Genomic DNA, 13,606 nt, shown 5'->3' with positions numbered 1-13,606 from the left:
ATTTCCTCTTCATGGGAAAAATACCGTCTGCAATACTACCTGGGTATTTGCAGAATAGCCAAATCCACGCGCCGTAATTCGGTACATAGCAGACCATTGATTGGCTTTCTGCCCCTGCGAACTAACTTGTGTTTCATTCAAATTAATCCGTACATTTTTTCTTCGAAAGTACTCAACAATATATTCGGGTTGCCTCGCAACACCTTTTAATGCAGCGGCCCCTGTAAACGACCCCAAAGGCACACCACCTGTAAAATCACAATTGGCTGCGGTTGATGGCACACGCTGAGGTTTTTCCGAAAATACGTTGTTCCATAAACCGCCCTTACTGGAAGGCCACCAGACTTCGCCGCCAACCGCTTTGGACCAATCGGCAGTCGTATACAGGCTGTCCGCCATCAAGCAGAGACCTTTGCGGCAATCGGCAGTGAAATCGTTGCTGGTTATTTGCCAATCGCCCCTGGAACAGGACGCATTATTTGCGACATTCGGTGCAGGATTAAAAATATCACGCTCAGCATCACGTAGCGCGGTTTCAGCAGCTTCTCTTGCAGCTTCTTTATCAAGCTGATTTCTGGCCATTCCCTCGGAAAGAATTGATTTTCTTACCCCCCAAACACTGACGCCAGTTAAAAGCACTAAAAACAGCAAGACCATGATTAATGCCATGCCTTTTTGTCGCTGAGGATTTAATATTTTCATTATTTTCAATCCATTAATAACTTTGCTTCAAATTATTTCTTACACCAAAAACCTGAACAAATCTATGAATAGATTGACCTACAGGCAGATTTTTAATTTCATCATTGCAATCAACATAAGTTGCAATCTTCCCTGCAGCATCTTCCAACCTCGTCCCCCCCCCTTGGGTCTCGGTTAGAACACATACTCGTACGGCAATCACTCGTTGCCAGCCATCCATTAACTGCCCATTTATTTTTTCCTTACCCATTCCAGAAACTTCAGTTGCTGAATAAAATTTATTTACACTCATGGTTTTTTCTTCTGAAAAAACCCCATAACGAAATCTCATATCCTTTAAACCAAAAATAATTGGTTGATAAATACTTACCTCACCAAATTTATTGCCCCCATTACCGGAGCAGCCAAGACTTTTTGTGGAAACGTCGCTCCCATCCACATAACTCTTTAGATCACTGAGAGCATACCTATTGGAAACAAATAACGGAAGTTTTGGGGCCAAACCTTCCTTATTTCCATCATTAATTCGAAACTGGTTAGAAGGATCCTTACCAACATCTGATCCCGTGCAGTCCTTTTTTGAACCAGTCAACCCCATACCATCGGCCGTAAAATAATTAATCACAATGGAATCTGATTGATTGGAATCCACTGTTGATGGGCATGTTGCCGTAGCAACGTTGAATTTACCCCCATCGCAACCATATATGCCTGTCATATATGCGGCAGGCGGCCAATTATTGGTGATATCTTGCCAGTCCGTGGATCTTCTCGGTTCAGACTGCAAAGGCGGATATGTGTCATACATACCAGTCTGGGTAACATCACCAATTTCCGGAGAAAATGATGCTGGATAGAAACCAGCATTCAAAATATCTCTCCCTAGAAGTTGCAGCACAAAAACTCCAGTTTCCCGACTTTCGCTTTGCCTTTCGGAGGCTCTTTGACTTTTTGTTGTATTCAGATAAATCAAAGCTGCAGCAGCCACGACCAGCAAGCTAATCGCCATCGCAACCATTAGCTCAACCAGCGTGACTCCAACCTCCCTGTTTTTTAACTTATTGACCATACAATCACCTGTTTCTTATGGAAGGAACGACATGCGTAAACAGCGAACACCTGCAGGCACCTCAGCACCCTCAGGACAGCAGTTATGAACAATTAGTTCATCATCGCCACCAGAGCATACTGCTGCCTTGGTTAGTTTTTTTTCTAAATTATCACCATTTACCTTGTTTTCCGTAAATTCCTTATCCATCCACATAATTGTGACGTCAAAGCCTTTTTTCCTATCCCCTGTAACGAATGCAGCACCTTGAGGTAGATCATCCTTTACTTTTTTTCGCCAGACCAGCATGTCATATACAGCTCGTTCATTAGCACTACATTCATTTTCACTACATTCTTTTGAAATATTCAAATCTGCAGAAACTTGCTTAATCCATGTACTCTTCAATTCATACACAGAAGGCAATTCTGCGGAGGTTGGATCATAACTGGTACCTGCAGCTGTAGGATTCACTCTAACCCGCTCTGTAAAATCCAAGAAAATCTGTCCTACCGCCGCATTAGCTTGAGTGTTTATTTTATATTTTGCTGTTGCAGCCTGTAGACCTGCGACCCCAAGCAATCCCAGTGAAAAAACCAATATAGCAACAAGCATCTCCACCATGGAAAATCCACTCTGTTTTTTCATTTTCTCGTTACATCCAATAACATTATTTATAATTAGAGCAAGAGTTATTACCAGGAATTAATCTAGTTCTTCCTAGCGCATCCAAACAAATATTAATTCCATATTTTTTTGTATTGATATTATTAGATGTTTGATATATCAAGTCCAGTTCAGTTGCATTGCTCAGCGCGTTGTACCCGCGAGAATTAAAACTAATTTTTCTTACCGCCGGAGATGACTGACTTTGAATCAAAATGTTTGGATCACCATCTTGCCTAACAAAAAAAACATCGTTAGATTTTTTTGGACTATTCAATGATGAATCGCAGTCCAAATTTAAAAAAATAATCCATCCTTTTTGCCAGTCATTTTCACCCTTTGTATCGCACGAGGGTGCGTCAGCATTAGTCGTCGTACTTAGACACATGGTTGTGCATATGTTTTTATTGGCCGCCTCATTACGAGCTCGCAATACACTAGCTTGAAATTCTCCCGCTGCGCTGCTCATAGCACTTCGAACCATGAAGTCTCTGACGGATGGTGCAGCCAATGCAGATAGAACAGCCACCATCGCGATGACAACTAACATTTCGATCAGCGTAAAGCCGCGCGCCGTAGATCCAAGCATATGAATTTGATTACAAAAATATGTTTGATTGTTGCAATTTTTTCTAAAAAAATCTTGCCTTTGGGTACTGTTTTTTGACCGTTCATCTATAAGAAAACATCATCCCAGACATCGAACTCCACGGTATAAATCAGGAACGACCAGAGTCTTGTCGAACAAAAAATGTAAGAAATCTGCTTTTTTATGCTGTTCGCCCCTAAACCTTATTGGCTTTTATTATTCAGCATCCTCCTGACCGGCTGCGCTGCACCACTGCCCAAGAATGTGGAAAGGCCGGTCTCCGAGGCTCTGCCCAAGCCACAAGAGACCAGTCTGGGTGCCATGATCACCCGGCTGAAGCCGGCCCGCTCAAAGCCAGACGCCTCGGCTTTTGCCTTGATCTCCGGCCCCAAGCATGCCCTCAGCAGCCGCATGGCACTGGTGGAAAACGCACAGAAAACGCTGGATCTGCAGTACTACGCCATCCATGCAGACCAAAGTACCGGGCGACTGCTGCGCGCCGTCGTGCAGGCGGCCCGGCGCGGCGTGCGTGTACGCGTGCTGCTGGACGACTTCCACAGCACGGGGCCGGACGCGCAGGTCATGCGCCTGGCTTTTGTGCCCAATGTGGAGATGCGCATGTTCAACCCGCTGGCCGGCTCGCGCGCCTCCACCATCGGCCGAGCCTGGACCTTGCTGACCGACTTTCAGCGCGCGCAGCAGCGCATGCACAACAAGCTGTTTGTGGCCGACAACACCCTGGCCGTGATTGGCGGGCGCAATCTGGGCGATGCCTACTTTGACGCCTCCAATGAAGGCAATTTTGTCGATCTCGATGTCTTGACCGGCGGCCCGGTCGTCAAGGATTTGTCGCGCAGCTTCGACCGCTATTGGAACAATGTGCGCGCCTACCCCGTGCAGTCGCTGATCAGCGAGCCGGACTTGCTCAAACTCAAAAAGCAGTTTGAACAGGAAGACGCCAGGAGTGAAGCCGAGCATGCCCGCAACACCACTGTCCCCAGACCGGAACCCGAAGACAGCCCGTTGAATCTGAACCAGATCCCATGGATCTGGGCCCAGGCCATGGTACTGGCCGACAGCCCGACCAAGATTCCTGCTGAAGGAGCGGAGCGGACTGCCGCCGATGAGTCATTCGAAGCAGCAGTGCTCAAGGCCGACGACGCCACCAACCTCCCCCCCTTGGCCGCACCGGCGCTGAATGCAGAGTCGGTGGTCGATGGTCTGCTGGCTCTGATTCGCTCTGCCAGGCGGGACTTGCTGGTCGTTTCGCCCTACTTTGTACCTGGGCCGGAGATCATGGATGCCTTTCGCACCGCACGCAGCAAAGGCGTACGCATCCGGGTACTGACCAACTCTTTGGCTTCCAACGATGCTCCACTGGCACATGCCGGCTATGCCCGCCACCGCAAGGCACTTCTGGAAATGGGCATCGAATTGCACGAAATGCGCAGCGAAGCAGCCAGTGTCAGCTCCGCCCTGCGCGCAGGCGGCACGGGCTCCAGCGGAGGCAGTTCCGGTGCTTCGCGGGCCATGCTGCACACCAAGCTACTGGTCATAGACGGACGTCTGGTCGCCGTGGGCTCCATGAATCTGGACATGCGCTCACGCCTGCAGAACACCGAGATCGCCGTGCTCATTGCCAGCCGCCGCTTCAGCCAGCTGGCCGGAGACAGCATCGATGAAAGCCTGCCCGAAAACAGCTGGCGGGTGGACCTGGATCCCAAGGGGCAGCTGGTCTGGCGTGCGCCGCAGGACAGCGGACTCGCGGACTCCTACTCGGAGCCCGATGCCAGCCTGGGTCTGCGCCTTATGCTGCAGCTGCTCGGGCCTCTGGCTCCGGACAGTCTGCTTTAGGCGTGGTTTGCGGCCAAGCCCATTCTTTCTGCAGATCACGCTGTGGCAGCGCCTGCACCCAGTCGCTGATGGCGCGTTGATCGGTCTGGGTGCGCACCTCCTGATAAGCCAGCTCGGCCTCGGGAAAACGTCTGCGCATGAGGTTGAGCCACTGTTTGAGGCGACCCGCACGCTGGCGCGGCTCCAGATCCTCGCAGACCATATGCCAAAAACGCTGCACCTGAGGCACCAGCACCAGCCAGTCAATGCCAGCGACCGTGCTGACGCTGCCGTGCTCCACGGCGCGGCGCACGGCCAGGGCCAGACCCGGGTCGGCCACAATGCCGCGCCCGAGCATCAGATCGTCGCAGCCCGAAACTTCGCGGCAGCGCAAGGCCTCTTCCACAGTCCAGATCTCGCCATTGGCCACCACATTCACGCCCACCGCATCGCGGATGCGCGGAATCTCTTCCCAATAGGCCGGCGGACGATAGCCGTCCAGCTTGGTGCGTGCATGGACGACGATCTCACAGGCACCGCCCTGCTCCATGGCCTGGGCGCATTCGGTCATCAGCGCCCGGTCGTTGAAACCCAGCCGCATCTTGGCCGACACCGGCATCTGCGCGGGCACTGCACGGCGCACGGCGTCCACCACGCGCACGATCTGCTCGGGATCCTGCAGCAGCGATGCACCGCCGCCATGGCGGTTGACCACCTTGGCCGGGCAGCCGAAATTCAGATCGATGCCCTCGGGCCCCAGGCGCGCCAGATTGGCTGCGTTCTCGGCCATGCTGACGGGGTCGGAGCCCAGCAGTTGCGCCCGCACCGGCACCCCGGCCAGCGTCCTGCTGCCGTTGCGCAGCTCGGGCATGGTACGCAGATAGACCTTGTCCGGCAGCAGCGAGCCGCTGATGCGAATGAACTCGGACACGCAACGATCCGCGCCGCCCACCCGGGTCAGCACATCGCGCAACACAAAATCCAGCAGCCCTTCCATGGGCGCAAGCAGCAGTCTCATTTCAGATTCAAATCAGATTGACCTGTAGCGCTTATTCAGAAAACGCCAGCAGCTATTAATTCAGAAGCAATTGGCAAGCTTTGGCAGTAATGACTGGCCGATCCACTGCGAATTGGCGCAGATTCACACCAGTGTCATCGTCAACTCATGCAATAGCGCATCCGCACTTGTAATGCGCCAGACAGAGCCAGCCATGATCTTGCAGAAAACCGCCAAGGCCCAGGAGGAACTTCAGCCCGGATCGCGCCAGCTGCCGCAGCGCGCGCGCTCCCTGCTGTTGCTGGCCGGCGGCAAGAGCATGGAAGAACTTGCCGCCATGTTGGGCAGCGATCATGCCGCACTGGCCCAGCAATTGGTGGAGCAGGGATATCTTCAGCTGGTGCCAACCAGCGGCTCCAAAGAGCGCAGCCTGGCCACTCATCGAGCAATCCCTCTGGCCAAAGCTGGAGACAGCCCGGCCACACCTGCCCTGGCGCCAGCCGAAGAAGCCACCGATTCGACACCAGTCATCAATATGGCGGGTACCCGCATGTATTTATTCGATATGTGCGAGCGCCTGTTTGCCAACCGCCATGAGGCCCTGGCCCAGACATTGCGCACCCAGCTGCGCGAGGCCAGAGACCTGAACAGCTTGCGCAGCGCCGGTATCAGCCTGCTGACTGCGGTAGAGGAATATGCGGGCGAAGAACGCGCACATTCGCTGCGCGAGAGACTGGCGGCCCTGCTGGCACATGGCGAAGCCGCCGATCCAATCTGCCAGGAACTGCAAGGCGCAGCGGCCTAGCAGCCTGTCTGTCAGCCGGCTTTGGCCAGACGCCAAAGCGAGGTCACTTCGGCAGAGCGCGCAATGTGCAGAGGATCCTCTCGATCCTGTACCTTGCCATGGTGCGGGCGAACATCCTCACGCCCCAGCACCTTGAGTCCGGCGGCGTCAATCCAGCCCAGCAGCTCGTCACGCGTACGCAGCTTCAGATGCTCAGCCAGGTCGGAGATGATGAGCCAGCCTTCGCCACCTGGGAGCAGGTGCGCTGCCAGCCCTTGCAGAAAGCCGCGCAGCATGCGACTGTCTTCGTCATAAATCGCCTGATCGAGCACCGATGCTGCCTTTCCCGGCAACCAGGGCGGGTTGCAGACGATCAGGCCGGCCTGCCCTTGCGCAAACAGATCGGCATGCTGCAGCTCCACCCGGGAAGCATGACCCAGGCGCTGCAGATTCTCGGAGGCACAGGCCAGCGCACGCTCGCTGGTATCGGTGGCGACCACCGACTTCACGCCGCGCTTGAGCAGCAATGCCGAGAGCACGCCCGTGCCGACACCGATATCCCAGGCCTGCTCCAGACCGGCGGCGGGAATGCTCGCACGCGCCACCAGATCGAGATACTCGCCGCGCACGGGCGAGAAAACACCGTAGTGCGCATGAATGCGGGCGCCATCCAGGGCAGGAATCTCCACCCCCTTCTTGCGCCACTCATGGGCGCCGACCACACCCAGCAGATCGCGCAGCGGCACCAGCACGGACTGCGCAGGTGCTTCGGCCGGAACGGCGCCCCAGGCCTCGGAACAGGCCTGACTCCAGTCCGGAGCCCGGCGCAAGGCGCAATGCCATTGCACATCCAGCTCGATCAGAATGCTGGCCAGCATGCGTGCGCGCTGGGCCTGGGACTGGCGGTACAGATGAAAAGCGTGGGGAAAGCCTGCTGCTGCAGGACTCTTTGCCGGGCTCTTGCGGCGCGACTTCTTGTCCAGCCGGCGGCCCAGTGCCAGCAGCAGCTGACGCGCATTCTGAAAATCACCGCGCCACAGCAGCGACGCACCTTCGCTGATATGGCGAAACGCCGTATCAGCGGGCATGGTGTCATCGGCAACTTCGATGCGGCGGGGCTTGGGCAAGCTGCTTTCGCTGCGCCACAAAGCCGTATGGGCCTGGGCTTGCTCCTGCCATTGCAGCAGGTCGAAAGCAGATGCGGGAGCGCAGACTGAGGCCGCGAGCTTGCTATTGGGAGACGTCACGGCCTGTCTTTCAGTGAGTGCTGAACGCTGTGATCAGCCGTTCAGAGGACGCTTGACGCGCACTTCTTCAATCTTGATACTGCCAATCACAGCCGTCTTGGCCGTGGACATTTCACGCTTGAAACCTGCCATTTCATGGAAACGCAGGGCACGCTCGTTGCGCAGCGGAATCCAGGCTGTCACATTGGTGCAGCCTTCTTCCAGCAGACCATCTCGGGCGGCATCCCACAGGGCAACGCCAACACCTTGGTTCCAGTGCGAAGGGGCTGCATAGATAGCCCAGATCTCGCCGGTGGTCTGGCGGGACTTTTCATCACGGGAGCGGTCAAAGCCGACAAAGCCAACGATCTTGTCGCCGTCAATGGCGACCTGGACCTGTGGCTCACAGTATTCAATAGCTTCGCGCCAGTAAGCCTGGCGCTTTTCAACCGAGGACATGGCCTTCAGTTGATCATCGGGAACCAGACCTCGATAAGCCTCCAGTGCGGAAGCAGTATGGATCTGGGCAATCGCTTTTGCATCGCGAAGAGTAGCGGGACGGACCTGGATACTAGACATGGAAAAACCGGGGCGGAAACATGTAAGAATAGAAGGGCGTAATTGTCTACAGATTCAGAGTTTTGGCACGCGGTGCAGTGGTTAGCCATTTGCTCAACTGCGGCTGTTCGCAATTTCTTGCTATGGCGCAATCTATGTGCTATGCGCTCCACTAAGCAGAGCAGCAAGCCCGCAACCATCAATGGTTTGCGTCACATTTGATGACAATCTGGCAAGCGCTCACGACAGCACCGGAGCGCTCAATCCCTGTGCGACGGCCAAGAAATTTCAGAGCCAGCGTCGCATGAAGGCCATCACCCGGTCGAATTTTTCCCCGAACGGCGGGTACAGCAGGGAAGTCGCCGCCCAGCGCGACTGCACGAAAACCGCCTTCTGGTGCACAAAGCGCAAAAAGCCCTGCTCTGCGTGATAGGCACCCCAGCCGCTGTCGCCGACACCGCCGAATGGCAAGTTCTCATGCGCCACATGCAGCAAGGTGTCGTTGACACAGACGCCTCCGCTGACGGTGCGCATCAACACCGCATTGCGCTCGGCCTCGTCGTTGCCAAACCAGTACAGCGCCAGCGGGCGCGGGCTGGCGTTGATGGCATTGATCACGTCTTCGATATGCTCGTAGGAGATCACAGGCAGGATGGGGCCGAAGATCTCTTCCTGCATCAGTTGCATCTCGCCCGTGGCGCCGAACACCAGCGCCGGAGCGAACTGCCTTTCCACGGCCTCGCCCCAGGCCGTGGTATCACCGTCCGCAGCAGGGGCAGCCGCTTCATGCATCCAGTGCACCTGCGCACCCAGGCTTTGTGCCTGGCGCAGCATCTGCTTGAGTCGTGCCAGATGGCGCTTGCTGATGATGGCCGTGTAATCCGGGTTGCCCGAGATGCGCGGATACAGTTGCTGCACCGCCGCCTGATAGGCCTCGGCAAACTCCTGCTCCTTGCCGCGCGGCAGCAGCACATAGTCGGGAGCGATGCAGGTCTGCCCGGCATTGACCAGCTTGCCATACGCCACCTTGAGCGCAGCGGCCTGCATATCGCAGTCCTGCGCAATGATGCAGGGCGACTTGCCCCCGAGCTCCAGCGTGGTGGGCGTCAGGTGCACGGCTGCCGCCTGCGCCACACGCCGCCCCACGGCTGTGGAGCCGGTGAACAGCAGATGGTCGAATTGCAGACCCGAGAACTGCGTGGCCACGGCCACGTCCCCCTCGATCACGCAGAACTCTTCGGGTGCAAAGAACTGGGCGACCAGTTCACCCATTTTTGCCGAGGTATGCGGCGTCAGCTCGCTGGGCTTGAGCATCACGCGATTGCCTGCCGCCAGCGCCGTGATGGCCGGCGCCAGCGATAGCTGCAGCGGATAGTTCCAGGGCGAGATGATGCCCACCACGCCCAGCGGCTGGCGCTCCACCCAGGCCTTGCCGGGCTGCAGCATCAGCGGCGTGCGCACGCGCTGACGCCTGCTCCACTTGGGCAGATGCTTGAGCGTGTGCCGGAGCATATTGCGCACCAGCATCAGATCCAGCATCTCGGTCCAGCGCTCGGAGCGCACGCCAAAGTCCTGCTCCACCGCCGCGCACAAGGCCGGGCCGTTCTCGTCCAGCATCTTCTGCAGACGCAGCAGCCTCTCCCGGCGCACCAGCAAAGGTACATCGACCTGCGTGCGGCTGGCTTGGTACTGCAAGTCAAAAATGCGGTGCAAGTCCATGTAGTTCATGCCTGTCTGAAAATCCCAAGATCACAATCCCGACCATACCGCGAGACTGCGTAAACACAGCGTAAAAAAAGAGCCTGATGCAACACTGCACAGGCTCTTGTGTGTTGACCGCGAAACCAGCCTGCGGCCCTTTGCTGCCTCACTGGCTCCAAAGTATGAAGCCTGTGTAAGCGCTTGTCATCACGACTCGTGCACCTCGCGCGGCTGCACATCGGTCACATCGCCGGTGCCGGGCAGAACGCCGCGGCGCCCGCGGGCTTCACGCGCATCCTTCTTGGCATCGGCATTGCCCGACGATTGCGCCATCCACTCGGCCCCCGAGCGATACACCGTCTGCCAGCCGGCAAAAGGGCTCATGGCGCCCATGCTCATGGGCACCACGGGCTGGCCCGTGAGTCTGGCCCACAGGGCGCGCACACCCCAGGCCAGGGCAATGAGGCAGGCCACGGCCATCAGGCACAGGAAGAACACCAGGCCCACCAGCATCAGCATGATGCGGACGGCCCAACGGGTTGCAGTGGCGGCGAAATCGTTCAAAGCAATACCTCTTTCTAGGGTTCGGGACCTCAGGCAGTGCCTGCGGACTCGAACCGGAACACCCCGGGATCATTCACCGGGTCGACTGTCACAGCTATCGTACTCTTGGGCGGGAACTTTCCCTCGAGTAACAACTTGGACAGCGGGTTTTCAATACGCTGCTGGATGGCGCGCTTGAGCGGACGGGCACCGAACACTGGATCGAAGCCCACCTTGGCCAGCTCGGCCAGGGCCTGCTCGGACACCTGCATGCTCAGCTCCATCTTCTGCAGACGGCTTTCCAGCAACTTCAGCTGAATCCTGGCAATCGCCTCGATGTTCTTGGCATCCAGGGCATGGAAAACCACGGTTTCATCGATACGGTTCAAGAATTCGGGTCGGAAATGGTTTTTAAGTTCCCCCCAGACCGCTTCCTTCACATCATCGGCATCCTCGCCAACCATGGCCTGTATCAAATGTGAGCCGATATTGCTGGTCATCACGATCACGGTGTTCTTGAAGTCCACCGTGCGCCCCTGGCCATCGGTCAATCGACCATCGTCCAGAACCTGCAGCAACACATTGAAGACATCGGGGTGGGCTTTTTCCACCTCGTCCAGCAGCAGCACGCTATAGGGCTTGCGGCGCACGGCTTCCGTCAGATAGCCGCCCTCTTCGTAACCCACATAGCCGGGAGGCGCACCGATCAAGCGTGCCACAGAGTGCTTTTCCATGAACTCACTCATGTCAATACGCACCAGATGGTCCTCGCTGTCGAACAGGAATCCTGCCAGCGCCTTGCACAGCTCGGTCTTGCCCACGCCCGTGGGGCCGAGGAACAGGAAGGAGCCGGTGGGACGGTTGGGATCGGACAGACCCGAGCGCGAGCGGCGGATGGCATTGGCCACGGCCGAGATCGCCTCCTCCTGGCCCACCACGCGCTCGTGCAGCTTGTCTTCCATGTGCAGCAGCTTGTCTTTTTCGCCCTGCATCATCTTGGCCACGGGGATGCCCGTGGCACGGCTCACCACCTCGGCGATCTCTTCGGCACCGACCTGGGTGCGCAGCAGCTTGTTGGCCGTTGCGCCGTCCTGGCCTTCTTCCTTGGCCTGGGCTTCATGCAGCTGCTTCTCGAGTGCGGGCAGCTTGCCGTACTGCAGCTCGGCCACCTTGTTGAAATCGCCCTTGCGCTTGAACTCCTCGATCTGTATGCGCAACTGATCCACTTCCTTGCGGATCTGCTCCGAGCCCAGCGCACTGGCCTTCTCGGCCTTCCAGATTTCCTCGAGGTCGGCGTACTCGCGCTCCAGGCTCTCCAGCTCTTCCTCGATCAGCTGCAGACGCTTTTGCGAAGCCTCATCCTTTTCGCGCTTCATGGCTTCGCGCTCGATCTTGAGCTGAATCATGCGGCGCTCGAGCTTGTCCATTACCTCGGGCTTGGAGTCCATCTCGATCTTGATCTTGGCCGCAGCCTCGTCGATCAGGTCGATGGCCTTGTCGGGCAGAAAGCGGTCGGTGATATAGCGATGGCTCAGCTCCGCAGCGGCAACGATCGCGGGGTCGGTGATGTCGACGTTGTGATGCGCCTCGTACTTCACCTGCAAGCCGCGCAGAATGGCAATCGTGTCCTCCACCGAAGGCTCGTCCACGATGACCTTCTGGAAGCGGCGCTCCAGAGCGGCATCCTTTTCGATGTACTTGCGGTATTCATCGAGCGTGGTCGCACCAACGCAATGCAGCTCCCCGCGCGCCAGTGCGGGCTTGAGCATATTGCCGGCGTCCATGGCGCCATCGGCCTTGCCGGCGCCCACCATGGTGTGGATCTCGTCGATGAAAAGAATGATGCGGCCTTCGTCCTGTGCGATTTCCTTGAGCACGGATTTGAGGCGCTCCTCGAAGTCGCCGCGGTACTTGGCACCGGCCAGCAGGCCCGCCATGTCCAGCGACAGCACGCGCTTGTTCTGCAGGCTCTCGGGCACCTCGCCGGCCACGATGCGCTGGGCCAGGCCTTCGACAATGGCGGTCTTGCCCACGCCGGGCTCGCCGATGAGCACGGGGTTGTTCTTGCTGCGGCGCTGCAGCACCTGGATGGCGCGGCGGATTTCATCGTCGCGGCCGATCACGGGATCGAGCTTGCCGCTGCGGGCGCGCTCGGTCAGGTCCAGCGTGTATTTCTTGAGCGCTTCGCGCTGGCCTTCGGCTTCTGCACTGTCCACGTTCTGACCTCCTCGCACGGCATTGATGGCCGCTTCCAGGCTGGACTTGCTCACGCCGCTTTGCTTGAGCAAGGCACCGGCACGCGTGGCCGAGCCTGCGGCATCGGCCAGCGCCAGCAGAAACAGCTCGCTGGCGATGAACTGGTCACCGCGCTTGAGCGCTTCCTTCTCCGAGGCCTGCAGCAGGCGGGCCAGCTCGGAGCCGACCTGCACATCGCCTTGCTGCTGCACGCGCGGCAGATCAGCCATGGCCTGTTCGGCCAGGTTCTTGAGTTGTTGCACATTGCCGCCGGCGCGCTGCAGCAGCGCGCGCGGGCCGTCGTCCTGGCGCAGCATGGCCACCAGCAGGTGCAGAGGGTCGATGGTGGATTGATCAGCACCGAGCGCCAGGGACTGCGCGTCGGCCAAGGCTTCTTGGAATTTGGTCGTCAGTTTGTCAATTCGCATGGTTTGTCGCTTTCGCTCCAATCAGATTCATTGCTGATTTATCTGATAGCCAGGTGGTGAATTTCAAGACCGGAAAGGGCAATAAAGCGGCGCAGAAGACGGCAGCAAGCCTGTGATTTGACAAAGATCAAACAGCGCCCTGCGCCAGAGGCCAGATTCGAGCATCGCGCGTCAAAGCCAGATCCAATGTAGGCGCAAACCCACAATGCGCAAGATTGCAGCCCCATACCTGTCAGAGTCAACAAACCCGGGAGCCACCAAGAACCATAGCGACTTACGCTTTATACATCAGCGCC

12 protein-coding genes are annotated in these 13,606 nt (G+C 57.2%); 2 read left to right on the top strand and 10 right to left on the bottom strand.

The annotated features are described in order from the left end of the window. Nucleotides 1-9 precede the first annotated feature (9 nt). The 4 genes from CTR2_RS05505 to CTR2_RS05490 are packed head-to-tail and all read right to left on the bottom strand — an operon-like array spanning nucleotide 10 to nucleotide 3,005. The gene (locus CTR2_RS05505) at nucleotides 10-702 is read right to left on the bottom strand and encodes a pilus assembly PilX family protein (RefSeq protein WP_087084772.1); all 693 of its coding nucleotides are present in this window, start codon (nucleotides 700-702) and stop codon (nucleotides 10-12) included. Nucleotides 703-715: 13 nt separating this feature from the next. Continuing rightward, on the bottom strand, nucleotides 716-1,771 hold the full coding sequence (locus CTR2_RS05500) for a PilW family protein (protein ID WP_087084773.1): 1,056 nt from the start codon (nucleotides 1,769-1,771) through the stop codon (nucleotides 716-718). 15 nt (nucleotides 1,772-1,786) lie between these two features. After that, a complete protein-coding gene (gene pilV, locus CTR2_RS05495; RefSeq protein ID WP_087084774.1) occupies nucleotides 1,787-2,398 on the bottom strand; it encodes a type IV pilus modification protein PilV in 612 nt (203 codons plus the stop codon). 22 nt (nucleotides 2,399-2,420) lie between these two features. Next, a complete protein-coding gene (locus CTR2_RS05490) occupies nucleotides 2,421-3,005 on the bottom strand; it encodes a GspH/FimT family pseudopilin (RefSeq protein WP_087084775.1) in 585 nt (194 codons plus the stop codon). Nucleotides 3,006-3,188: 183 nt separating this feature from the next. Here CTR2_RS05490 and CTR2_RS05485 point away from each other — a divergent pair, with 183 nt between their 5' ends. Beyond that, a complete protein-coding gene (locus CTR2_RS05485; protein ID WP_087084776.1) occupies nucleotides 3,189-4,859 on the top strand; it encodes a phospholipase D-like domain-containing protein in 1,671 nt (556 codons plus the stop codon). Here the strand turns inward: CTR2_RS05485 and CTR2_RS05480 are convergent. After that, nucleotides 4,813-5,856, bottom strand: a complete 1,044-nt coding sequence (locus tag CTR2_RS05480) for a tRNA dihydrouridine synthase (RefSeq protein WP_087084777.1) — start codon at nucleotides 5,854-5,856, stop codon at nucleotides 4,813-4,815. The genes CTR2_RS05485 and CTR2_RS05480 overlap by 47 nt on opposite strands. Nucleotides 5,857-6,028: 172 nt before the next feature. On the opposite strand from CTR2_RS05480, the gene CTR2_RS05475 reads away from it, so the two are divergent. Beyond that, nucleotides 6,029-6,640, top strand: a complete 612-nt coding sequence (locus CTR2_RS05475; RefSeq protein ID WP_087084778.1) for a hypothetical protein — start codon at nucleotides 6,029-6,031, stop codon at nucleotides 6,638-6,640. Nucleotides 6,641-6,651: 11 nt separating this feature from the next. Here CTR2_RS05475 and CTR2_RS05470 read toward each other — a convergent pair whose 3' ends face one another. The 5 genes from CTR2_RS05470 to clpB all read right to left on the bottom strand — a co-directional run bounded on the left by CTR2_RS05470 (nucleotide 6,652) and on the right by clpB (nucleotide 13,310). Further along, entirely contained in the window at nucleotides 6,652-7,866 is a 1,215-nt protein-coding gene (locus CTR2_RS05470; protein ID WP_087084779.1) for a methyltransferase, read from the bottom strand. Nucleotides 7,867-7,899: 33 nt separating this feature from the next. Beyond that, on the bottom strand, nucleotides 7,900-8,424 hold the full coding sequence (locus CTR2_RS05465) for a GNAT family N-acetyltransferase (RefSeq protein WP_034348967.1): 525 nt from the start codon (nucleotides 8,422-8,424) through the stop codon (nucleotides 7,900-7,902). A 267-nt stretch (nucleotides 8,425-8,691) separates the two neighbouring features. Further along, nucleotides 8,692-10,131: a coniferyl aldehyde dehydrogenase gene (locus CTR2_RS05460; RefSeq protein WP_087084780.1), complete on the bottom strand. Its 1,440-nt coding sequence runs from the start codon at nucleotides 10,129-10,131 to the stop codon at nucleotides 8,692-8,694. Nucleotides 10,132-10,311: 180 nt separating this feature from the next. After that, a complete protein-coding gene (locus CTR2_RS05455) occupies nucleotides 10,312-10,668 on the bottom strand; it encodes a hypothetical protein (protein WP_087084781.1) in 357 nt (118 codons plus the stop codon). 29 nt (nucleotides 10,669-10,697) lie between these two features. Further along, the gene (clpB, locus tag CTR2_RS05450) at nucleotides 10,698-13,310 is read right to left on the bottom strand and encodes an ATP-dependent chaperone ClpB (protein ID WP_003057865.1); all 2,613 of its coding nucleotides are present in this window, start codon (nucleotides 13,308-13,310) and stop codon (nucleotides 10,698-10,700) included. Nucleotides 13,311-13,606: the final 296 nt, after the last annotated feature.

Origin of the sequence: Comamonas thiooxydans (assembly GCF_002157685.2) — a bacterium.
In the GTDB taxonomy this organism is placed as follows: Bacteria; Pseudomonadota; Gammaproteobacteria; order Burkholderiales; family Burkholderiaceae_C; genus Comamonas; species Comamonas testosteroni_H.
This window is presented reverse-complemented; position numbering and strand designations above follow the sequence as displayed.

What these genes read in the sequence shown, in the direction of transcription:
- CTR2_RS05505 (WP_087084772.1), bottom strand. Translation starts at nt 702, where the DNA reads ATGAAAATATTAAATCCTCAGCGACAAAAAGGCATGGCATTAATCATG.
- CTR2_RS05500 (WP_087084773.1), bottom strand. Translation starts at nt 1,771, where the DNA reads ATGGTCAATAAGTTAAAAAACAGGGAGGTTGGAGTCACGCTGGTTGAG.
- pilV (WP_087084774.1), bottom strand. Translation starts at nt 2,398, where the DNA reads ATGAAAAAACAGAGTGGATTTTCCATGGTGGAGATGCTTGTTGCTATA.
- CTR2_RS05490 (WP_087084775.1), bottom strand. Translation starts at nt 3,005, where the DNA reads ATGCTTGGATCTACGGCGCGCGGCTTTACGCTGATCGAAATGTTAGTT.
- CTR2_RS05485 (WP_087084776.1), top strand. Translation starts at nt 3,189, where the DNA reads ATGCTGTTCGCCCCTAAACCTTATTGGCTTTTATTATTCAGCATCCTC.
- CTR2_RS05480 (WP_087084777.1), bottom strand. Translation starts at nt 5,856, where the DNA reads ATGAGACTGCTGCTTGCGCCCATGGAAGGGCTGCTGGATTTTGTGTTG.
- CTR2_RS05475 (WP_087084778.1), top strand. Translation starts at nt 6,029, where the DNA reads ATGCGCCAGACAGAGCCAGCCATGATCTTGCAGAAAACCGCCAAGGCC.
- CTR2_RS05465 (WP_034348967.1), bottom strand. Translation starts at nt 8,424, where the DNA reads ATGTCTAGTATCCAGGTCCGTCCCGCTACTCTTCGCGATGCAAAAGCG.
- CTR2_RS05460 (WP_087084780.1), bottom strand. Translation starts at nt 10,131, where the DNA reads ATGAACTACATGGACTTGCACCGCATTTTTGACTTGCAGTACCAAGCC.
- clpB (WP_003057865.1), bottom strand. Translation starts at nt 13,310, where the DNA reads ATGCGAATTGACAAACTGACGACCAAATTCCAAGAAGCCTTGGCCGAC.